The sequence below is a fragment of the Sphingomonas sp. Leaf21 genome, from assembly GCF_916858675.1.
Taxonomy (GTDB): domain Bacteria; phylum Pseudomonadota; class Alphaproteobacteria; order Sphingomonadales; family Sphingomonadaceae; genus Sphingomonas.
This window is the reverse complement of the sequence record NZ_CAKASM010000031.1, coordinates 23,127-44,332: the sequence shown is the minus strand read 5'-3', so window position 1 is coordinate 44,332 and position 21,206 is coordinate 23,127. Positions and strand designations below refer to the sequence as shown.

The window sequence follows — 21,206 nt, the reverse complement described above, 5'->3', positions numbered from 1 at the left end:
CGAGCAGGCGCGCCTCGCGCCCTCGCTGGCCGAGCGAAGCCGGGCGCTGGCGCTCGCCGATGCGGCGGTCAACGCCGACGCGCCGTTCATCCCGCTCGCCCGCCCGCTTCGCTGGTCGCTGGTCACCAACAGGCTGCGGCAATATCAGGCGAACAACCGCGCCTGGCATCCATTGAACCATCTGCGGGGCGCCCCCAACTAACGGCTATGGCCACTGCTTCGCGTATCGACCCCGGCGCCTTCGACGCGCTTCCACTCGACAAGGGGATCGTCGCCAGCCGTCGGCGGATCGAGGCGATGGAAGCCCTGCTGGAGCGTGTGGTCGTGCTCCCCGGCCTGAACCGTCCGATCGGTCTCGACGTGATATTGGGGCTGGTTCCCGTCGTGGGCGACATCGCGGCCGCCGCGCTGGGAAGCTATATCATCTGGGAAGCGCGCAACCTGGGGCTGTCCAGGTTCCAGATGATGCGGATGATGGGCAATGTCGGCTTCGACGCGGTGCTGGGCTTCGTGCCGTTCATCGGCGATGCGGCGGACGTGCTGTTCCGCTCGAACACCCGCAATCTGCGGATCATCCGCAAGCATCTCGACAAACATCATCCCTCCACCGTGACGGTGGAGGGATAAGCCGGATCAGCGCGCGCCGCGCCAGATCTTGATCGGCGCGCTGGGCGACAGGCCGCCCTGGTGGACCGGGCAGCGATTGTAGCGGAAGGCCTTGTTCAGGCAGATCCAGATCTCGTCCAGCCAGCCCTCGCGCGTCGCTGTCACGCGCATCATGTCGGCGGTCATGCCGCGATTGGCCGCCGCCACCGCACGCGCCACATCCCCTGCGGTCAGCGTGTCACGCCGCGACAGCGCGTTCATGTCGGGGAAGCGCAGCCGATAATAGAGCGCGTTCGACTGGCTGAAGTAACGCGACGGGCTATAGCCCGCCATGCAGGTGCCGTGCTTGGACCATTCATGCTGCATGAGCTGTGCCGAGGGTGTCGCACAGATATGGCGGCGGACGACCGGCTGGGGCAGGATCGCCGTGGGGCGGCAATATTGCGGCCAGTCCTTGCCCACGCCATCGGGCCAGAGGCCATGGAGGGTGAACCCGAAACGGTTGCCCGAGCCGCATTGGAAGCGGCTGTCCCCCTTGGGGTCGCGGCAATATTGCGGGCTCCAGGTGATCGCGAGCGTGTAGCCGCCGATCGGCAGGACGCGAGCGGGCTGGCTGTCCGTCGGCAGGTCGGGGCGAATGGCCTGCGCCCCCACGGGTGCGGAACATTGCAGCGTCTGCGCGCCCGCCAGTTGCGGGACGGCGAGCATCGCCAGCCCGATCAGGATCGTCTTCATGCCTCGATCTCCTCCGCCATCGCGCGATACCAGGCCAGCGCATTGGGTCGCATCAGCATGACGACCGCGACGAGCGACGATGCCGCCTGGACCGCCGTCAGCACGCCGAACAGCCCCTGGGCCAGCGCCCCCTCCGACACCTGATACAGAAAGCCCAGAAGGTTGAGCACGGTGAGGATGATGAGGAAGATCAGGCCGCCCCGGCTCGCGGTCCGCGTGACGAGCAAGGTCGCCAGCGTGAAGAGCCCGATCAGCAATGCGTTGGCGATCACCGCGATCGCCACCCCGGCCTGCGCCACCGTATCGCCCCAGCCGAGCACCGCCAGTACCAGCAGCAGCAGGATGGCGAGGAACGACAGTCGCTCACCCAATATCACCGACTTCGGTCGCACGTGCATACCCCCTCTCAGTCCGCCATCGTCACGCGGCGGCGAAATCCAGCCCGATATCGGCCGCCGGAGCCGACTGGGTCAAGCGGCCGACGCTGATATAGGTGACGCCGGTTTCCGCGAGCGCTCGGATCGTGTCCAGCCGGACACCGCCCGAAGCCTCGGTCGGCACGCGTCCGGCGACCGCACGGACGCCCTCGGCGAGTTGCGCCGGGCCCATATTGTCGAGCAGCAAGTGGGTCGCGCCGGCGGCCAGTGCGGGTTCGATCTGGTCGAGACGATCGACCTCGACGATGATCCGCGCGATCCCCGCCGCCTTGGCCGCCGCGACCGCAGGACCGATGCCGCCCGCGACCGCGACATGATTGTCCTTGATCATCGCCGCATCCCACAGCCCCATGCGATGGTTCTGCGCGCCGCCCATGCGGGTGGCATATTTCTCGATCAGGCGAAGGCCCGGAATCGTCTTGCGCGTGTCGAGCAGCGTCGCCCCCGTGCCAGCGATCGCCGCGACATAGGCCGAGGTCATCGTCGCGATACCCGACAGGTGCTGGACCGTATTCAGCGCGGACCGCTCCGCCGTCAGCATCGCGCGGGCAGCGCCCGACAGACGCAGCAGCGCGGTGCCGGGGGCAACGGTCGCGCCGTCCTCGACCAGCCGTTCGATGACGACCTGCGCGTCCAGGCGACGGAAGAACGCCTCCGCGATCGGCAGCCCGGCGACCGTGATCGCGTCGCGGCTGGCCATCGTCCCGACGAAACGCGCATCGGCCGGGATCACGGCGGCCGAGGTGATATCCCCGGCAGCGCCCATATCCTCGGCCAGCGTCGCGGTCACGAACCCGTCGAGGTCGAAACCCTCGATCACGAGCGCGGGCCCAGATCGCCTTTCCCGACCGTCCCGCTGGCAAGCGTCAGCATCGCGTCGAGGCTCTTCTTCGCCTGGAGGCGCAACCCTTCCTCGATCTCCACGCGCGGAGTCAGGTCGCGGAGCGCGAGATACAGCTTCTCCATCGTATTGAGCGCCATATAGGGGCAGATGTTGCAGTTGCAGTTCCCGTCCGCCCCCGGCGCGCCGATGAAGTTCTTGCCCGGCATCGCCTTCTGCATCTGGTGAATGATGTGCGGCTCGGTCGCGACGATCAGCGTGTCGCCGGTCATCGCCTGCGCAAACTCCAGGATGCCGCGCGTCGAACCGACATAATCGGCGTGGTCGAGGATCACCGCCGGGCATTCGGGATGCGCGGCGATCGGCGCGTCGGGATGTTGCGCGCGAAGCTTCAGCAACTCGGTCTCGCTGAACGCCTCGTGCACGATGCACACGCCGGGCCACAGCAGCATGTCGCGGCCCGTCTTGCGCGCCAGATAGCCGCCGAGATTGCGATCGGGACCGAAGATGATCTTCTGCGCCGGGTCGATCTGCGCCAGGATCTGCTCGGCCGACGACGAGGTCACGATGATGTCGGACAGCGCCTTCACCTCGGTCGAGCAGTTGATATAGGTCAGCGCGATGTGGTCGGGATGCTTCGCGCGGAACTCGGCGAACTGCTCGGGCGGACAGCTATCCTCCAGGCTGCATCCGGCGGCCATGTCGGGCAGGACGACGATCTTCTCGGGCGACAGGATCTTGGCCGTCTCCGCCATGAAGCGCACGCCGCAAAAGGCGATGACGTCCGCGTCGGTCGCCTGCGCCTTGCGGCTGAGGTCCAGGCTGTCGCCGACGAAATCGGCCAGGTCCTGAATCTCGGGCTTCTGGTAATAATGGGCGAGGATGACGGCGTTGCGCTCGCGGCGGAGCCGGTCGATCTCGGCACGCAGGTCTAGGCCCGTCAGATTCGTCTGGATGGTCATGCAGCTTCCCCTAGGCGCACCGGCGGGCGCCGACAATCATCCACGTCACCCCGCGTTGCCCAGCACCTCCTGGACGGAACGCGTGGTGTCCCAATGTTCGTCGCTCGACGGTTCGTCCGAAAAGCGGACACGCACCGATGCGTCCACCCCGGCGGCGCGCAACGGCATGGCGAAGCTGCGCTCGACCGCCCGCCGGGTCGCGTCGCGCGCCAGCTTCATCGGCGACGGCCCGCGCGCCTGACGCATCAGCTCGACCTGCCCGGCGGTGCGATTGGCCGCGTCAAGCCGCTGTTCGGCATCGGTAAAGCTCGTCAGCACGCCGCCCGAACCATATTCGCGGATCGCCGACAGATCGACCTGCGGCCCGTCGATCTCGACCGGTGGCAGCGTCACCGACAGCGTCCGGCTGCCCGCATCCCAGCGCACATCCTGCTGACGCAGCTTGCCCAGATCGACCTCGTAGCGGACCATGCCCGGCATGATCAGCGTCCGCTCGGTCGAAAAGCCCAGTTGCGACTGACGCGAACTGACCACCGCGACATAGCGCGCGGCGAAGGCGGACAGGCGGTTCTGCTCGCGCAGTCCGTCCAGGCTCGCGCGCGCGATCGTCGTCGGGTCCGGCGTCAGCCGGTCGGCGACATAGCGCTGCACGCCCCAGGCCGCGATCAGCCCCGCCAGGACGATCAGGATCAAAACCCCGGCGACCTTGGTCAGGAACAGGCCGACGCCGCCGCGCTGGCGGACCGTGGGGGGCGGTGGCGTCACGCCGCGCTCGTCCATGATGCTCCCTCCTCGCGGACGAGGCCGCGCGTTCGCAGGTCGTAGAGATGGGCCATGACCGAACGCTCCGCCGCGGGCAACAGCTTCGGGTTGAGGCCGACATACATGCGCGCGGTCATGGCGGGGATGGTCAGCGCGTCGTCCCTGGACAACAGGCGCAATATCTGCCCCTCGCGCTGCTTGCGATGCCCCAGCATCCCGCGCACCAGCCGCTGCGGATTGTCGACCGCTTCGCCGTGACCGGGATAATAGACGCGGTCGTCGCGACCCATCAGCTTTTCGAGGCTCGCCATGTAGTCGGCCATGTCGCCATCGGGAGGCGAGACGATGCTGGTCGACCAGCCCATCACATGATCGCCCGAAAACAGCGCACGGGTCTGCGGCAATGCAAAGGCCAGGTGGTTGGAGGTATGGCCCGGCGTCGCCAGCGCGGTCAGGGTCCAGCCGTCCGCGGCGACGCCCTCCCCCTCCGCCAGAACGCGGTCGGGGGCATAGTCGCGGTCGAACGCCGCATCCACGCGACCGCCCATATGATCGGGCGCGAAGGGGGCGGCCCCGATGATCGGTGCTCCGGTGGCGCTGGCCAGCGGTCGGCTCGCCGGGCTGTGATCGCGGTGGTGATGGGTGATCAGGATCGCCTCGACCCGGCGTCCGCCGATCGCACGCAGCAGCGCGTCGAGGTGCGCGGGATCATCGGGTCCGGGATCGATCACCGCCACGTCCCGATCGCCGACGATATGCGTCTGCGTCCCCGTATAGGTGAAAGGCGACGGATTGGGTGCGAGCACGCGGGAAACCAGCGGCTCAAGCAGGATCGGAATGCCGGTCGGGTGCTCAGCCATCGTCGGTTATGTGGGCAGGCGATGCGCGATAGGCAAGAGCTGATGGCCCCGGCCCGCGACGACCGGCTTACTCCCCCCTCCCCTGGACAGGGGAGAGGGAAGAGCGAGCGGCAGGCGATCAGTCCTGCTCGGGATCGGCCATCTCGGCCTTCAGTTCCTCGGTGGCCTCGTTCAGGCCCTGCAGGGCATCGCGACGCGCCTCGTCGGACAGGTTGCGATCGGCCATGATGCTGTTGCGCGCGGTCGCGATGCTGGCGAGCGCGATGGCCATGTTCTGCCCTGCCATATGCTTGGCGTCGACCGCGGTGCGCGCGGCCTGCGCCGACGAGAGCGCCGCCTGACGCGCCATACGCTCGATCCGGTCGGTGCAGATGACCGTCACCTGCTGCTTCGTCCGGCCGTTGATCGTATAGCTGGTCCGGACATCGCTACCGGCCGTCCCGCAGGTCTCCGAGCGGACCATCGGGATCGGGGGCATGACCGGCATCGGGGTCGAGCCGTCGACCACCTGAATCGTCCGCCCGTTACGTATGGTATAGACGCGCGCCCTGGGGGTTTCGGCGACCGGCGGCGCCTCTTCCATCGGAGCCGCGATCGGCGCCATCGGCTCGGCGGGGGCCATGGCGATCGCATGGTCCGCCGGTATCGGCGCGGATGCCGGCATCGGCGCTGCGGCGGTGGCGGGAAGCGCGGGCGATTGCGGCGCCTCGGCCTGTTCCGGGGCCGCCACCGTGGTCAGGTCGACGCCCAGCGTCCGTTCGACTTTCTTGGTCAGTGCCGCCGCCGCCGGGGTGCCCGAAGCGGTTGCGCCCAGCCCGCCGAGCACCAGCAGCGACACCGTCGCTCCGCCCAGCGCCAATTGACGACGCGATTTCGGAGAAGTGGTCAACATCTTCAGCCTCCCTTTCAAATCATCGATGGTGTGCAGGTGACAGGCGCCCGACAGCGCGCGGCCGTGCGCCGCCTTGACGATGGCGCAGGCATAGACGTGCCGATCGGTGCGGCTGCGCCCCTTCAGGACCCGCGCGTCATTGGCCAGCTCCTGGTCGGCGCGGAACGCGTGGAAGGCTCGCCAGGCGATCGGGTTGAACCAGTGAAGCGCCAGCACGGCGAGCGCGATCCAGTTCGCGATCAGGTCGCCCCGCGCGTGATGGCCCAGCTCATGCGCCAGCGCCAGGTCACGCTCGTCGGCGTCATACCGCTCCGCGAAATCCCGAGGAAAGGCGACGTAGCGATGCCAGATACCGAAGGCGAGCGGCCCCGGCGCGCCATCGCTGGCGACCACGCGAACGCCCTCGATCGCCTCGATCGGCTCCGCGGTCGCGAGCAGCCGCGTGCGGAACCGCCAATGACGCAACAACTGGAACGTCAGGAACGCGCCGGCCCCGACGATCCAGAACAGCGCAAGCCCCTGCCCCAGGCTCGGCCAGATGCTCGACGTCGCGACCGGCGTGGGCAACTGCATGGCCACCGGCATGACGACATAGGCGTTGAGCGTATCCCCCATCGCGGACAGCGGCGGCGTCGCCTGCTCGGCGATCTGATGCGGCAGACGGGGCAGAACCAGACGGAGCAAGGGCAGCGCCCAGAGCGCATAGGCGATTTGCGGCCCGAAGGCCTCGCGGACATGGCGGCGGGCGAGCAGCACGAGCACCATGAGGAGGGTGGAGGCGATCATCGCCTCCACCGCCCAGCCGAGTTGCGCGCCGCTCACGCCTTCAACTCCTTGAGCAGCGCCTCGATCTCGGAGATATCCTGCGCGGTCAGTTCGTCACGCTCTGCGAGATGCGCGACCAGCGGGGTCAGGCGACCGCCGAACAACCGGTCGATCAGGCGGCGGGATTCACCGACCACATAGTCATCGCGCGCGACGAGCGGGCGATAGAGATAACGCCGCCCCTGTTCCTCATGCGCGATGGCTTCCTTGGCGAGCAGCCGACCGAGCAAGGTCTTGACGGTATTGGTGCTCCAGCCGCGCTCGGGGTCGACCCGCTCCGCCACGTCCTGCGCAGTGAGCGGGGCGTCGTCCCACAGCACCTCCATCACCGCATGCTCGGCATCGCTGATACGCTCGGCCATCGACTCGCCCTCTCAATGATTACAAATGTAATCCTATTTCGATTACACCTGTAGTCAATAGGGCACATCCTTTCTCGCTTCGGGGAGGACGGCATAAAAAAAGGAGGCCGGATCGCGACCCGGCCTCCTCTTCCTATTCCCGCAAAGCGGCGGTCAAGCCGTCTTCAGGTCCTGAACCAATTCCGCCAGTTCGCCGCTTTCGTACATCTCCATCATGATGTCGGAGCCGCCGACGAACTCGCCCTTTACGTAGAGCTGCGGAATGGTCGGCCAATCCGAATAGGCCTTGATACCCTGTCGAATACCCTGATCCTGGAGGACGTCGACACTCTCGAACGGCACGTCCAGATGGTTCAGGATCGCCACCGCGCGGCTGGAGAAACCACATTGCGGAAACAGCGGCGTGCCCTTCATGAACAGCAGGACGCTGTTGTCCTTTACCAGCGCGTCGATCCGCGCATTCGTATCGTCGGTCATCTTCGGTGTTCCTCGGAAAAAGGGGTCAGGCAGCGGGTACTGCGGTCGTCAGTTGCAGCGCATGGAGTTCGCCACCCATGCGCCCCCCCAAAGCGGCGTAAACGGCACGGGTTCGTGCGACGCGGCTCATGCCCTCGAAGCTGGCGGCAGTCACATGCGCGGCATAATGATCGCCGTCCCCGGCCAGATCGGTGATGTCGACCTGTGCGTCGGGAATGGCGGCGCGGATCATCGCGGCGATATCGTCGGCGGCCATCGGCATGGTCAGCGGCTCTCCAGCAACTGGCGGCGTGCCTCGACCATCTGTTCGTCGAGCGCACGGCGGATCTCCGCCTCGTCCGCGTCGATCCCGGCGGCGGTCAGGTCGCCCAGCAGCTTGCGAATGACGTCCTCGTCCCCGGCTTCCTCGAAATCGGCCTGGACGACCGCCTTGGCATAGGCGTCGGTCTCGGCGGGGGTCAGCTTCATCCGCTCGGCGGCCCATTGCGCGACCAGCCGGTTGCGGCGCGCGGTGATACGGAACATCATGTCCTGATCCGCCACGAACTTGGCCTCGAATCCACGCCTGCGCTCGTCAAAACTGTCCATCGGTTCGCCATCCCCGCCCGCTTGAGGCACTAAAGCACGGGCCCGAGATAGGACGCACAGGCGAAAGGCGCAACCGATGGCCCGCACCCGCTCTGCGACGCCCGCCATCCTCGCCGCGTCCTGAGGACTTAGGCCGGATCGACATTCAGGTTATTCCGCCCTCTCCCCTGGACAGGGGAGAGGGTTAGCGAAGCTTGCCAGCGTGCTGGCTAGCGTAGCTTGGGTGAGGGGTTGAGCGAGCCTCAAGGCTCGCGCGCTCTTCGAGCGCTTCACCCCTCACCCAGCTCCGACTAAGCCTTTGCTACGCAAAGACCAAATCTGCGCAACCCTCTCCCCTCTACGGGGGGCGGGGGAAGGACAGGCATAGTTGAATCTCAATCGGCCCTATATGGTCGGCACGACGTCCGCCGTCAGTCGGGCACGGCCCTCCACCCAGGGTCGCCCGGCCGTCATGGCATGTTCGAACGCCCCGATCGCCGCATCGCGCGCGAGCGTGAGCCCGACTTCGTCCAGCCCGTTCATCAGGCATTCGCGGCGGAAGGGATCCAGCGCGAAAGTGAAGCGATCCTGATAGGGCGTGGTCACGGTCATCGTCTCAAGATCGACGGTGATCGGCTGATCCTTCGCGACGTCGAGCAACCGGTCGACCGCATCCTGTGGCAGGACGACGGGCACGATGCCGTTTTTGAACGCGTTGCCCGAGAAAATGTCCGAAAAGCTGGGCGCGATCACCGCCTTGATGCCCATGTCCGCCAGGGCCCAGGCCGCATGTTCCCGGCTCGACCCACAGCCGAAATTATCGCCCGCGATCAGGATGGGCGCACCGGCATAAGCGGGGTCGTCGAAGATATTGCCCGGCTGCGCCCGTACCGTCTCGAACGCGCCGCGGCCCAGACCGGCGCGGGTGATGGTCTTCAACCAATGTGCCGGGATGATGACGTCGGTGTCGATATTCTTGGCACCCCAGGGATAGGCGGTGCCGGAAACGGTCGTAACCGGATTCATGAATTCATCCTGTCCTCAAGGCGTCCGCGTCAGCGGGGCTGTTCCGCAACGGCGGGGCGTGCGGCGATTCCAGCGGCATAGGCGGCGGCGCCGCACAGAACCGCACCAGCGACGAGCATGACCAATACGTGCTTCATGATGAGCTTCTCCCCTGCTTCGACTGTCGCGCGTCTTGCCGATCAAAGCCGCTGACGATCAAAATTGTGTTACATCAACTCTCTAACATCGGAAAGGCGCCCGGTCACGGCCGCTGCGGCCGCCATGGCCGGGGACAGGAGATGGGTGCGCGCGCCCGGTCCCTGCCGTCCCACGAAATTGCGGTTGGACGTGGACGCACAGCGTTCGCCCGCGGGCACCTTGTCCGGGTTCATCGCCAGGCACATCGAGCAGCCGGGCTCGCGCCATTCGAAGCCCGCCTCGACGAAGACGCGGTCCAGCCCCTCCGCCTCGGCCTGACGCTTGACCAGGCCCGAGCCGGGTACGACCAGCGCCCGGACGCCGTCCGCAACCTTGCGGTCGCGCGCCACGGCGGCGGCGGCGCGAAGATCCTCGATCCGGCTGTTGGTGCAGCTACCGATGAAAACGTGCTGGATCGCGACGTCGCGCATCGCGGTGCCCGGCTCCAGCCCCATATAGGCCAGCGACTTGCGCGCCGCCTCGCGCTTCGACGGATCGGCGAAGCTGTCCGGATCGGGCACCACGCCGGTGATCGGCACGACGTCCTCCGGGCTGGTGCCCCAGGTCAGATTGGGGGCGATCTCGGCGGCGTCGAGCGTCACGACCTTGTCGTAGACCGCCCCCGGATCGCTGGGCAGCGTCCGCCACCAGGCGACCGCCCTGTCCCAATCCGCGCCCTTGGGTGCCATCGGGCGCCCCTTGAGATAGGCGAAGGTCGTCTCGTCCGGCGCGATCAGCCCCGCGCGCGCGCCGCCCTCGATCGACATGTTGGCGATGGTCAGGCGACCCTCGACCGAGAGGCCGCGAATCACGCTGCCGGTGAACTCAATGACATGGCCGGTGCCGCCCGCCGCGCCGATCCTGCCGATGATGGCCAGCACCACGTCCTTCGCGGACACGCCGTGCCCCAGTGTGCCGTCGACACGCACCTCCATCGTCCTGGACGGTGACAGCAGGAGCGTCTGGGTCGCCAGCACATGCTCGACCTCCGACGTGCCGATACCGAACGCCAGCGCTCCGAGTGCCCCGTGCGCGGAGGTATGGCTGTCGCCGCAGACCAATGTCGTACCCGGCAGGGTAAAGCCCTGTTCGGGGCCGACGACATGGACGATCCCCTGCGCCGCGGCGGTCGCGTCGATATAGTCGATGCCGAATTCGGCGGTGTTGCGGCGAAGCGCGTCAAGCTGCTGCGCGCTTTCCGGGTCCGTGATCGGCAGGAGCTTTCCGGCGGCGTCGACGCGCGGGGTCGTTGGCAGGTTATGGTCGGGCACCGCCAGCGTCAGCTCGGGACGGCGAACGCTACGCCCAGCCACGCGAAGCCCCTCGAAGGCCTGGGGGCTGGTCACCTCGTGAACGAGATGCCGGTCGATATAGATGAGGCAGGTGCCATCGGGCCGCCGTTCGACAACGTGCGCGGCCCAGATCTTCTCATACAGAGTCTGGGGTCGTTGGGCCATGATGCGGGCGCTGTTATCCGAAAATATGTGCGACGCAAAGGCCACGCGCAATCTTATTTCGTCGGGCGGCTGCAAATGTCGGATTTGTCATGAACCTGACAGGCTGGCGCCGCGTTCCGGCCGCTCTTGAATTCCTAACCCAGGTGATGACGTCATGGCCACTGCCGCGCTGCCCCGGCCTCCCCACGCGAAGCGCGACCGCCTCCCCGCCCTGGACGCGATGAATTTCTTCCTGGCGGATGTGCGCGATGGCCTGGGGCCCTACCTCGCCATCTATCTGGTCGCGGTTCGTGGACCGAGCCATGGATGGAACGAGGCGAGCGCCGGAGTCATCATGACCATCGCCGGTATCGCCGGGCTGATCGCCAACGCGCCCGCCGGTGCGCTGATCGACCGGTTGCACGGCAAGCGCGCGGTGCTGGTCGCCGCCGCCGTCGCGGTGACGCTCGCGTCGATCTCGCTGCCCTTCGTCCACGGCTTCTGGGCGGTGGCGGCGGGACAGTCGCTGGCCGCCATCGCCGCGTCGGTCTTCGCGCCGGGGATCGCCGCCATCTCGCTCGGCATCGTCGGGCCCAAGGCCTTCACCGCACGGATCGGCCGGAACGAGGCGTTCAACCATGCGGGCAATGCCGTTTCGGCGGCGCTCGCCGGGATATTGGCCTGGACGTTCGGGCCGGTCGTGGTCTTCTGGCTGATGGCGGGGCTGGCGGTGCTCAGCATCGGGGCGACCCTGTCCCTCGACCCGAGCCGCATCGACCACGCCATGGCGCGCGGTTGCTCCGACGAAGACGACGGGCAGGAGGATTGTGACCCGCCATCGCTTTGGCAGACGCTGACGGGAACACCGACGCTGGCCTGGTTCGCGGTCGCCGGATTTCTCTTCCACCTGTCGAACGCCGCGATGCTCCCTTCGGTGGGACAATTGCTCGCGCGCGAGGTGGGCGGCGACAAGGCGACCTCGCTGACCTCCGCATGTATCGTGGGGGCTCAGCTCGTGATGGTGCCCGTCGCGATGATCGTCGGGCGCAAGGCTGACGATTGGGGGCACCGCCCGATCATGCTGGTCGCCTTCGCGGTCCTCGCGGCACGCGGGCTGCTCTACACCCTATCCGACGCACCGGCATGGCTGCTCGCGATCCAGTTGCTCGATGGTGTCGGCGCGGGCATCCTCGGCGCGCTGGGCCCGGTGATCGTCGCCTCGATCATGCGCGGTTCGGGACGGTTCAACGTGGCGCAAGGCGCGGTGACGACGGTCCAGGGCATCGGCGGCGCGCTCAGCACGTCGCTGGCGGGCGTGATGATCGTCGGGGCCGGCTATCACGCCGCCTTCTGGTTGCTCGCGGCGATCGCGGGGGGTGGGCTGGTGCTGTACCGGCTGGTGATGCCGGAGACGGCGCGGGGCTCAGGTCTCGCTCGCCCCCGGTCCTTACCCTTTGGCGCGGTGATCCGCCGTCACACCGCCGCATTCCAGCAGTTCGGCCTCATGATCCGGATCGCGCCACGTCTCGGCCAGGGCCTGCGCTTCCCAGTCCCTGACCGCCGGATGCGCCAGCACCGTGTCGACCCAGGCCGCACCCGCCGGACCGACATCGATGCCATAAGTCCGCACCCGGAAGGCGACGGGCGCGAAGAAGGCATCCACCGCCGAGAAGCGCTCGCCCGCCAGCCAGGGGCCGCCGAAGCGGGACACCCCCTCGCCCCATAATTCGACCAGTCGCGCGACATCGCGCTCAAGCCGCGCCGAGCCCGGCTTCGGATCGACACGAACGCCGACATTCATCGTCCGCTCGGACCGAAGCGCAGCAAAGCCGCCATGCATTTCGGCCACCGCGCACATCGCCCAGGCGCGCGCCGCCTCGTCATCCGGCCAGACGCCCGGATGCCGCTCGGCGAGATACATGGCGATGCCCAGCGAATCCCAAACCGTCCGCTGACCGTCGATCAGAACGGGCACCTGGCCCGTCGGCGAGAAGGCGCGGAACGCCGTGTAATTCTCCGCACCCTCGAAGGGCTCGATCCGGTCGGCGAAGACGATCCCCAGTGCCCTCATCAGCAGCCACGGACGCAGCGACCAGCTCGAATAGTTCCGGTTGGCGGTGACGAGGGTGTAGGTCATCAGCGATCGAACTTCGCCGTGGTCTTCGCCGCGACCTCATCCGCCGTCACACCCGGCGCGCACTCGATCAGGCGGAAAGCGCTGTCGTGATCGGGCCGCTGGAACACCGCCAGATCGGTGACGATCATGTCGACCACATTGCGTCCCGTCAGCGGCAGGGTGCATTCGGGAATGAACTTGGGGCTGCCGTCCTTCGCGTTGTGCTCCATCACGACGATGATCTTCTTGACGCCCGCGACCAGATCCATCGCGCCGCCCATGCCCTTGATCATCTTGCCGGGGATCATCCAGTTGGCGATGTCGCCGCCCTCCGACACTTCCATCGCGCCCAGCACGGTCAGGTCGATATGCCCGCCCCGGATCATCGCGAAGCTGTCGGCCGAGGAGAAATAGACCGAATGGGGCAGTTCGCTGATCGTCTGCTTGCCCGCGTTGATCAGGTCGGGATCGACCGCGTCATCATAGGGAAACGGCCCGATGCCCAGCATCCCGTTTTCGGATTGCAACGTGACTTCAACGCCTTGCGGGATATGGTTGGCAACCAGCGTCGGAATGCCGATCCCCAGATTGACGTAGAAGCCGTCCTTCAGTTCCTTGGCCGCACGGGCGGCCATTTCGTCGCGGGTCCAGGCCATGGTCACTGCTCTCCTGTCGGATGCCACCGCCGGTCGGCGGGGAAGATGTCGTCGGCGGCGCCTTTCAGCGCCTTGCCGTAGACGGGGTTGGGGAAAACGAACCAGCCACGCCCCCACAGCGCGGCGATGCGCGGACCGTCCGCGCGGGCACGGCGCTGGGATACGCTCGCAGGATCGTTGAACAACTCGCTGAAATCGCCCAGCTGGTCGCCGCCCATGGCGATCACGCAATAGCGATCCGCGATCCGCCAACGCCGTGCGTCCTTAATGTCACCGGTATTGGTGTCGGTGCGCACGAACAACGTGTCGCCATGCACCGCTGGGCCCAGCCCCGCCGCCTCGATCGCACGTGCGGTTCCGGCCGCATCGTCGCGGTTGGTGTTGAAGACCACGGTGACGCCCATGGTGCGCAGCTCGGCAATCGCCGCCGCCGCGCCGGGGGTGGGCAGGACGGCATGTCCATTGCTCTTCTCCCAGGCGCTCCAGCGGCCGGGAAACGCGCGGTCGGCGCGGCCGGTCAGGTCGTCATGTTCGAAGCCGAGATTGAGCAGCACGGTTTCGTCGACATCGAACACCGCCGCCGGGCGTTTGCCCGCGCAAGATACGAAGCGCGGATTGTCGAGGGTCGCGTCCTCGTCCAGCACGACGCTGTCGCGCGGCGGGCGGCGGACCTTGTCGGCGGCGTAGGTCACCAGCGCATTCCACGCCTGCCGCGAGATCGCGTCGGCCTCGGCCGAGCCGTAGAGATATTGCATGGCCGCCAGCTTGGGGTTGATCGCGGCCGTGGGCGCCGGGGATGGGGTGCTGTTGCCGACGGCGACGACGCATCCGGATAGGGTCAGGGCGGTGGTGGCTAGAGTCAGGGCTGACCTCAGGCCGAAGTGCCCTCCCCCAACCCCTCCCGCCTGCGGGAGGGGAGAGGTTGCGGGGCTACCGCACTGCGTCATTCTCATGCGTCTCAAAGCCATGCCCTCCACCAAGCACGCTCCCCCTCCCGCAGGCGGGAGGGGGTCGGGGGAGGGCCTGCCCCACCCCCTGCCCCATCGATCAAGCCCGCTCGCGCACCGTGCGGAATTCGATCTTCTTCTCATAGGGCGCGCCGACGATCATCCGCTTCACATAGATGCCGGGCAGATGGATCTGATCCGGATCGAGGCTGCCGACCGGCACCACCTCTTCGACCTCGGCGACGCAGATGCGGCCCGCCGTCGCCATGGGCTGGTTGAAGTTGCGCGCGGTCTTGCGGAAGATCAGGTTACCGGCCTCGTCGGCCTTCCACCCCTTGATGATCGACAGATCGGCGCGGATGCCGCGCTCGAGGATATAATCCTCCCCGTCGAAGCTCTTCACTTCCTTGCCTTCGGCCACCTTCGTACCGACGCCGGTCTTGGTATAAAAGCCGGGAATGCCCGCGCCCCCCGCCCGGCACCGCTCGGCCAGCGTGCCCTGCGGGCAGAACTCGACCTGCAGCTCGCCGCTCAGATATTGCCGCTCGAACTCCTTGTTCTCGCCGACATAGGAGGAGATCATCTTCCTGACCTGGTGCGAGCGGAGCAGCTTGCCCAGCCCCACACCGTCGATGCCGGCATTGTTGCTGGCGATGGTCAGGTCCTTGGTCCCCGCCGCCTCGATCGCATCGATCAGCCGCTCGGGAATGCCGCACAGGCCGAAGCCGCCGGCACAGATCGTCATGCCGTCGAACAACAGGCCGTCGAGCGCGTCCGCCGCGTCACGATAAAGCTTCTGCATGGGCGTCCTCCCTATGATTGCGGCCAGCGTTAGGCGGAGCGACGGAGCCGGGTCAACCCGGCGTTTGCGCTGGGATGGCAAGCGGGGCTAGGCTCGCCGCGATGACCCAGATCACCGGCGGACGCCTGCTTGTCGATGCGCTTCTCGAACAGGGGTGCGACCGTATCTTCACCGTGCCGGGCGAGAGCTTCCTGGCGGTACTCGACGCGCTGCACGACACGCCCGCGATCGACCTCGTCCCCTGTCGACAGGAGGGGGGCGTCACCTTCATGGCCTGCGCCGACGGGACTTTGACCGGGCGGCCGGGCATCGCCTTCGTCACGCGCGGACCGGGTGCGACCAATGCGGCGATCGGCGTGCATGTGGCGAAGCAGGACTCGCAACCGATGATCCTGTTCATCGGCGATGTCGACCGAAGCACCCGCGACCGCGAAGCCTTTCAGGAGGTGGACTTCCAGGCGATGTTCGCCCCCCTCGCCAAATGGGCCGCGCGGATCGACGATGCCACGCGCATCCCCGAATATGTCGCGCGCGCCTATGCCACCGCGATGAGCGGACGCCCCGGCCCGGTGGTGCTGGCGCTGCCCGAGGACATGCTGTGCGATCTGGTCGATGGCACCCCCCGCCCCCGGATCGAACGGCCGGTGCAGGACGTGGCGATCGAGGATATCCGTTCGGCGCAGGAATTGATCGCCAGGGCCGAACGCCCGGTCGCGATCATCGGCGGCGCCCACTGGAATGCCGAAACGGTCGCGTTGGCCGAGCAATGGGGCGAAGCGGCGGGCGTGCCGCTGGTCGCGGCGTTCCGGCGGCAGGATGCGGTTTCGGCGAACTGCCCGGTCTATGCGGGCAATCTGGGTTATGGCCCCAACCCCGCGCTGGTGAAGCGAGTGCGCGAAGCCGATCTGCTCATCGTGCTCGGCGCGCGGCTGGGTGAAGCGACGACCGACGGCTATGCCCTTATCACGCCCGACCATCCGGGGCAGACGCTGATCCATATCCATCCCGACCCGGAGGAATTGCACAGCGTCTATCGCACCGACCTGGCCCTGTGCTGCGATGTCGGTCGGGCGCTTGGCTCCTTGGAAGCACCGGCAGGCGATGGCCAACCGCGTCCGTCCGGCGCGGAGGCCCATGCCGAGTATCTCGCCTGGTCCGATCCCGCCGCGCGCGAGGGCGTGACGCTGGACCTGGGCCGATGCGTCGCGGCGATGCGCGACACGCTGCCCGCCGACTCGATCATCTGCAACGGCGCAGGCAATTATTCGGGCTGGTGGCACCGCTATTGGCGCTACGAACCGCGAAGCCAGCTTGCGCCGACCTGCGGCGCGATGGGCTACGGCGTGCCCGCCGCCACCGCCGCCGCGCTGCGCCACCCCGAGCGGATGGTCGTCGCGCTGGCTGGCGATGGCTGCTTCCTGATGAACGGACAGGAACTGGCGACCGCGGTACAGCATGGCGCAGCGATGCTGGTGATCGTGGTGGACAATAGCGGCTATGGCACGATCCGCATGCATCAGGAGCGCGAATATCCCGGACGTGTGGCGGGGACCGGCCTCGCCAATCCCGATTTCGCGGCGCTGGCGCGCGCCTATGGCTGCTGGAGCGAGACGGTGACGCGGACCGAGGACTTCGCCCCTGCCCTGGTGCGCGCAATGACGGAGAGGGGCGTGCGCTTGCTGCACCTAAAGACCGATATCGAGGTCATCACGCCCGCCACGACCCTGTCGCGCATCGCCGGACGGTGATCGCACGCCCCAGCCATCGCCTCGAGCGAAGGCTGGGGCCTCCGGCGACCTGGCTGGAACGGAAGGTCGAAGATTCCCGCCTTTGCCGGAATGACGCGCAGGTAACGCTACCAGTAGCATCCTGGCTTATGTTTCACGCCCAAAAGAAAACCGCCCCGGCGTTAACCGGGGCGGCGAAGTCGTTGCTGATTGCTTTAGTCAAAAACGACTAGCAGGATCAGATGTTGTCGCCAAGGGCGCCCTTCACCGAACCCTTCATTTCCTGGCCCTTGCCCTTGACCTGCTGGGCCTGGCCTTCCGCCTTCAGATCGGCGTCGTGGTTGTGATCGGCGATCGCTTCCTTGGCCTTGCCAACCAGCTCGTTGACGTTGCCCTTGATCTTGTCGGTGAGCTCACCCATCGCGGCCTCCATTTACAGGGGATCGAATGATCCCGTTGAACACTCGGAGGTAAAACACTTCGTTACGCGGCGGGTTCCCTGAAATTAACTTCAGATCAACCCGGCAAGCGGACTCGACGGGTCGGCGTAGCGGCGCATCCCCATTCGGCCCGCGCGGTATGCCATGCGCCCAGCCTCGACCCCGACGCGCATGGCGCGGGCCATCAGCACGGGGTCCTTGGCCTCGGCGATCGCGGTGTTCATCAGCACGCCGTCGCAGCCCAGCTCCATCGCCACCGCCGCCTCCGACGCGGTGCCGACACCCGCATCGACCAGCACGGGCACCTTGGCCCCCTCGACGATCAGGCGGATCGTCACCTTGTTCTGGATGCCCAGCCCCGATCCGATCGGCGCGCCGAGCGGCATGATCGCGACCGCGCCGACATCCTCCAGCCGCCTGGCCGCGATGGGATCGTCGACGCAGTAGACCATCGGCTTGAAGCCTTCCTTGGCCAGGATCTCGGTGGCGCGCAGCGTCTCGACCATGTCGGGATAGAGCGTCTTCGCCTCCCCCAGCACCTCCAGCTTGACCAACTCCCAACCGCCCGCCTCGCGCGCCAGCCGCAGCGTGCGGATCGCGTCCTCGGCTGTGAAGCAGCCCGCCGTGTTGGGCAGATAGGTGACCTTCCTGGGGTCGATATAGTCGGTCAGCATCGGCGCGTTTCGGTCCGACACGTTCACCCGGCGCACCGCGACGGTGACGATTTCCGCACCCGCCGCCTCGACCGCCGCCGCATTCTGCGCGAAGTCCTTGTATTTACCCGTCCCGACGATCAGGCGCGAACGAAAGCGCTGCCCCGCGACCTCCCACGAATCGTCATCCACCGCGACGCCATGGTCGCCACCGCCGACGAAATGGACGATCTCGATCTCGTCGCCATCCTCGACCTGCACCTGCGCCAGCGTCGAGCGGGGCACGACCTCCAGATTGCGCTCCACAGCGACCTTTTCGGGCACCAGCCCCAGCTGGCTCGCCAGGTCGGCAAGCGACAGTCCGGCGGCGACGCGCTGATGCTCGCCATTCACGGTGATGGTCACGGTTCCGTCGGTGTGGGGCATAGGATCGTCACTTACCATGGTGTCGCCGACCCGATCTCCCTGGCCAATCTCGACGCGGGATGGGGTAAGCGGTTAAGGAGGAGCCTCGATCTAGGCCCGGCCACCCCGGGCCGCAACCATGGGAGTGCGGATGCCCGCGACCGTCTATGTCCTCAACGGCCCGAACCTGAACCTGCTCGGCCTGCGCGAGCCGGATATCTATGGCCATGATACGCTGGACGATATCGCGGGGATGCTGGAGGATCGGGCGGCGGCGCTCGACCTGACGATCGACATGCGTCAGTCCAACCATGAAGGCCATCTGATCGACTGGCTGCACGAGGCGCAGGCCTATGATGCCAAAGCCGTGCTGCTCAACGCCGGAGGCTTCACCCACACGTCCATCGCGATTCACGACGCGATCAAGTCGGTGAAGACGCCGGTGATCGAGGTTCACCTCTCCAACCCCCATGCGCGGGAACCCTTCCGCCATGAAAGCTATGTCGGGCGTGCCGCAAAAGGCACAATCGCGGGTTTTGGCGCGCAATCCTATCTGCTCGCGCTTGAAGCCGCCGCCCGGTTCTGACAGGAGCGCTGCCCATGACCGAAAAGACTGAACAAGCGATGAAGGTCGATGTCGACCTCGTCCGCCAGCTCGCCGAGCTGCTCGACGCCACCGCCCTGACCGAGATCGAGGTCGAGCATGGCGACCGCAAGATCCGCGTCGCGCGCAAGGCGGCTCCGGCTGCGCCGATGGCCTATGCGCCCGCCGCTGCCGCGCCTGCTCCGGCCGCCGCCGCCCCCGTGGCCGCCGCGCCTGCCGAAGCCGCCGCGCCAGCCGTGTCGGCCAATGCCGTGAAGTCGCCGATGGTCGGCACCGTCTATCTGTCGGCCGAGCCGGGCGCCAAGCCCTTCGCCGCCGTCGGCCAGAAGGTCGCCGCCGGTGACACGCTGCTGATCGTCGAGGCGATGAAGGTGATGAACCCGATCACCGCGACGGCGGCGGGCACCGTCACCGCCGTGCTGGTCGAGAATGGCCAGCCGGTCGAATTCGACCAGCCCCTGGTCGTCGTCGAGTAAGCCGCCTTGGCGCAGATCAAGAAACTCCTGATCGCCAATCGCGGTGAGATCGCGCTTCGCATCCACCGCGCCTGTCACGAGATGGGGATCGAGACCGTCGCCGTGCATTCCACGGCCGACGCCGATGCCATGCATGTGCGCCTCGCCGACCAGGCGGTGTGCATCGGCCCGCCCGCGGCGACCGACAGCTATCTCAACATCCCCAACATCATCTCGGCCGCCGAAATTTCCGGCGCGGACGCGATCCACCCCGGTTACGGCTTCCTGTCGGAAAACGCCAAGTTCGCCGAGATCGTCGAGGCGCACGGCCTGATCTTCGTCGGCCCCAAGCCCGAGCATATCCGGGTGATGGGCGACAAGGTCGAGGCGAAGCGGACAGCGGGCGCGCTGGGACTGCCGCTGGTGCCCGGTTCGGACGGCGCGATTTCGGATCTCGAAGAGGCCAGGGCGCTGGCGGCCGAGATCGGCTATCCGGTGATCATCAAGGCGGCCTCGGGTGGCGGCGGACGTGGCATGAAGGTCGTGTCTTCCGAGGACCAGCTCGAAACGCTGATGCAGCAGGCGGGCTCCGAGGCGAAGGCGGCGTTCGGCGACGCCACCGTCTACATGGAAAAATATCTGGGCAACCCCCGGCATATCGAGTTCCAGGTGTTCGGCGACGGCAACGGCCAGGCGATCCATCTGGGCGAGCGCGACTGCTCGCTCCAGCGCCGCCACCAGAAGGTGCTGGAGGAAGCCCCCTCGCCGATCATCTCGGCCGAGGAACGCGCGCGCATGGGTGGCGTGGTCGCCAAGGCGATGGCCGATATGGGCTATCGCGGCGCGGGCACCATCGAGTTCCTGTGGGAAGACGGCGAGTTCTATTTCATCGAAATGAACACCCGCCTGCAGGTCGAACATCCCGTGACCGAGATGATCACCGGCCTGGACCTGGTCCGCGAACAGATCCGTGTGGCGGAGGGCCATCCGCTGACGCTTCGCCAGCAGGACGTGCAGTTCCGGGGCCACGCCATCGAGTGTCGCATCAACGCGGAAGACCCGCGGACCTTCGCCCCCTCGCCGGGCACGGTGAAGATGTACCACGCGCCGGGCGGAATGCATGTCCGCGTCGATAGCGGGCTGTACCAGGGCTATAAGGTGCCGCCTTACTATGACAGCATGATCGCCAAGCTGATCGTGTACGGCACCACCCGCGACGGTGCGCTGCGCCGCCTGCGCCGCGCGCTGGAGGAATTCGTGATCGAAGGGATGAAGACCACCATCCCGCTCCACCAGTCGCTGCTCGACGACCCCGAGTTCCAGAAGGGCGACTATACGATCAAGTGGCTGGAGGAATGGCTGGCCAAGCAGGGCGCGTAAGCCCTTCAGCCCCTCCACCACCGGGCTGACGCCCGGCGATCCCCCTCCCCAAGCTC

At 67.0% G+C, this 21,206-nt stretch carries 24 protein-coding genes and 2 pseudogenes; 7 read left to right on the top strand and 19 right to left on the bottom strand.

Annotated features, from left to right (window positions below; genetic code table 11):
• A pseudogene (locus LRP66_RS16740) lies at nt 1-202 on the top strand (ABC transporter substrate-binding protein); the annotation flags it as partial.
• Nucleotides 203-207: 5 nt separating this feature from the next.
• Nucleotides 208-627 (top strand): DUF4112 domain-containing protein, encoded by a 420-nt coding sequence (locus tag LRP66_RS16735; RefSeq protein ID WP_230483734.1) that lies wholly within the window; start codon nt 208-210, stop codon nt 625-627.
• Nucleotides 628-633: 6 nt separating this feature from the next.
• On the opposite strand, the gene LRP66_RS16730 is transcribed toward LRP66_RS16735, so the two are convergent.
• The 13 genes from LRP66_RS16730 to leuC form a co-directional block, all read right to left on the bottom strand.
• Entirely contained in the window at nt 634-1,341 is a 708-nt protein-coding gene (locus tag LRP66_RS16730) for a ribonuclease T2 family protein (RefSeq protein WP_230483733.1), read from the bottom strand.
• Complete coding sequence (locus LRP66_RS16725; RefSeq protein ID WP_230483732.1) at nt 1,338-1,739, bottom strand: hypothetical protein; 402 nt, start codon at nt 1,737-1,739, stop codon at nt 1,338-1,340. The genes LRP66_RS16730 and LRP66_RS16725 overlap by 4 nt, the downstream gene beginning before the upstream one ends.
• 22 nt (nt 1,740-1,761) lie before the next feature.
• On the bottom strand, nt 1,762-2,598 hold the full coding sequence (nadC, locus tag LRP66_RS16720) for a carboxylating nicotinate-nucleotide diphosphorylase (RefSeq protein WP_268992468.1): 837 nt from the start codon (nt 2,596-2,598) through the stop codon (nt 1,762-1,764).
• Nucleotides 2,595-3,581: a quinolinate synthase NadA gene (gene nadA / locus LRP66_RS16715; RefSeq protein WP_230483731.1), complete on the bottom strand. Its 987-nt coding sequence runs from the start codon at nt 3,579-3,581 to the stop codon at nt 2,595-2,597. The genes nadC and nadA overlap by 4 nt, the downstream gene beginning before the upstream one ends.
• Nucleotides 3,582-3,626: 45 nt before the next feature.
• A complete protein-coding gene (locus LRP66_RS16710; protein ID WP_230483730.1) occupies nt 3,627-4,361 on the bottom strand; it encodes a DUF4230 domain-containing protein in 735 nt (244 codons plus the stop codon).
• Complete coding sequence (locus LRP66_RS16705) at nt 4,343-5,203, bottom strand: MBL fold metallo-hydrolase (protein WP_230483729.1); 861 nt, start codon at nt 5,201-5,203, stop codon at nt 4,343-4,345. Before LRP66_RS16705 ends, LRP66_RS16710 begins: the two co-directional genes overlap by 19 nt.
• Nucleotides 5,204-5,321: 118 nt before the next feature.
• Entirely contained in the window at nt 5,322-6,917 is a 1,596-nt protein-coding gene (locus LRP66_RS16700) for a M56 family metallopeptidase (RefSeq protein ID WP_230483728.1), read from the bottom strand.
• On the bottom strand, nt 6,914-7,282 hold the full coding sequence (locus LRP66_RS16695; RefSeq protein ID WP_230483727.1) for a BlaI/MecI/CopY family transcriptional regulator: 369 nt from the start codon (nt 7,280-7,282) through the stop codon (nt 6,914-6,916). Before LRP66_RS16695 ends, LRP66_RS16700 begins: the two co-directional genes overlap by 4 nt.
• 153 nt (nt 7,283-7,435) lie before the next feature.
• Nucleotides 7,436-7,759, bottom strand: a complete 324-nt coding sequence (grxD, locus tag LRP66_RS16690; protein ID WP_230483726.1) for a Grx4 family monothiol glutaredoxin — start codon at nt 7,757-7,759, stop codon at nt 7,436-7,438.
• A 25-nt stretch (nt 7,760-7,784) separates the two neighbouring features.
• Entirely contained in the window at nt 7,785-8,021 is a 237-nt protein-coding gene (locus LRP66_RS16685; protein ID WP_230483725.1) for a BolA/IbaG family iron-sulfur metabolism protein, read from the bottom strand.
• Between the two features lie 2 nt (nt 8,022-8,023).
• Nucleotides 8,024-8,347, bottom strand: a complete 324-nt coding sequence (locus tag LRP66_RS16680; protein ID WP_230483724.1) for a DUF1476 domain-containing protein — start codon at nt 8,345-8,347, stop codon at nt 8,024-8,026.
• 384 nt (nt 8,348-8,731) lie between these two features.
• Complete coding sequence (gene leuD, locus LRP66_RS16675) at nt 8,732-9,352, bottom strand: 3-isopropylmalate dehydratase small subunit (RefSeq protein WP_230483723.1); 621 nt, start codon at nt 9,350-9,352, stop codon at nt 8,732-8,734.
• A gap of 206 nt (nt 9,353-9,558) precedes the next feature.
• The gene (gene leuC, locus LRP66_RS16670; RefSeq protein WP_230483722.1) at nt 9,559-10,986 is read right to left on the bottom strand and encodes a 3-isopropylmalate dehydratase large subunit; all 1,428 of its coding nucleotides are present in this window, start codon (nt 10,984-10,986) and stop codon (nt 9,559-9,561) included.
• 154 nt (nt 10,987-11,140) lie between these two features.
• Here leuC and LRP66_RS16665 point away from each other — a divergent pair.
• Nucleotides 11,141-12,403 (top strand): annotated as a pseudogene (locus LRP66_RS16665) (MFS transporter); the annotation flags it as partial.
• 9 nt (nt 12,404-12,412) lie between these two features.
• Here the strand turns inward: LRP66_RS16665 and LRP66_RS16660 are convergent.
• The 4 genes from LRP66_RS16660 to LRP66_RS16645 form a co-directional block, all read right to left on the bottom strand.
• Entirely contained in the window at nt 12,413-13,102 is a 690-nt protein-coding gene (locus tag LRP66_RS16660; RefSeq protein ID WP_230483721.1) for a glutathione S-transferase family protein, read from the bottom strand.
• The gene (locus LRP66_RS16655; RefSeq protein ID WP_230483720.1) at nt 13,102-13,737 is read right to left on the bottom strand and encodes a CoA transferase subunit B; all 636 of its coding nucleotides are present in this window, start codon (nt 13,735-13,737) and stop codon (nt 13,102-13,104) included. Before LRP66_RS16655 ends, LRP66_RS16660 begins: the two co-directional genes overlap by 1 nt.
• Before the next feature lie 2 nt (nt 13,738-13,739).
• The gene (locus LRP66_RS16650; RefSeq protein WP_230483719.1) at nt 13,740-14,492 is read right to left on the bottom strand and encodes an HAD family acid phosphatase; all 753 of its coding nucleotides are present in this window, start codon (nt 14,490-14,492) and stop codon (nt 13,740-13,742) included.
• 292 nt (nt 14,493-14,784) lie between these two features.
• A complete protein-coding gene (locus LRP66_RS16645) occupies nt 14,785-15,486 on the bottom strand; it encodes a CoA transferase subunit A (protein ID WP_230483718.1) in 702 nt (233 codons plus the stop codon).
• A gap of 101 nt (nt 15,487-15,587) precedes the next feature.
• Between LRP66_RS16645 and LRP66_RS16640 the strand changes: the two genes are divergently transcribed.
• Nucleotides 15,588-17,234, top strand: a complete 1,647-nt coding sequence (locus LRP66_RS16640) for a thiamine pyrophosphate-binding protein (protein WP_230483717.1) — start codon at nt 15,588-15,590, stop codon at nt 17,232-17,234.
• A 217-nt stretch (nt 17,235-17,451) separates the two neighbouring features.
• On the opposite strand, the gene LRP66_RS16635 is transcribed toward LRP66_RS16640, so the two are convergent.
• Together LRP66_RS16635 and thiS are read right to left on the bottom strand one after the other, a co-directional pair.
• The gene (locus LRP66_RS16635; RefSeq protein WP_230483716.1) at nt 17,452-17,634 is read right to left on the bottom strand and encodes a CsbD family protein; all 183 of its coding nucleotides are present in this window, start codon (nt 17,632-17,634) and stop codon (nt 17,452-17,454) included.
• A gap of 90 nt (nt 17,635-17,724) precedes the next feature.
• Nucleotides 17,725-18,732, bottom strand: coding sequence for a sulfur carrier protein ThiS (thiS, locus tag LRP66_RS16630; RefSeq protein WP_329959296.1), 1,008 nt, complete (start codon nt 18,730-18,732; stop codon nt 17,725-17,727).
• 130 nt (nt 18,733-18,862) lie between these two features.
• On the opposite strand from thiS, the gene aroQ reads away from it, so the two are divergent.
• From aroQ to accC, 3 genes are read left to right on the top strand one after another with little or no spacing between them, the layout of a single operon-like run.
• A complete protein-coding gene (gene aroQ, locus LRP66_RS16620; RefSeq protein ID WP_230483715.1) occupies nt 18,863-19,297 on the top strand; it encodes a type II 3-dehydroquinate dehydratase in 435 nt (144 codons plus the stop codon).
• Between the two features lie 14 nt (nt 19,298-19,311).
• Nucleotides 19,312-19,791, top strand: a complete 480-nt coding sequence (gene accB, locus LRP66_RS16615; RefSeq protein ID WP_230483714.1) for an acetyl-CoA carboxylase biotin carboxyl carrier protein — start codon at nt 19,312-19,314, stop codon at nt 19,789-19,791.
• 6 nt (nt 19,792-19,797) lie between these two features.
• A complete protein-coding gene (gene accC, locus LRP66_RS16610) occupies nt 19,798-21,150 on the top strand; it encodes an acetyl-CoA carboxylase biotin carboxylase subunit (protein WP_230483713.1) in 1,353 nt (450 codons plus the stop codon).
• Nucleotides 21,151-21,206 lie beyond the last annotated feature (56 nt).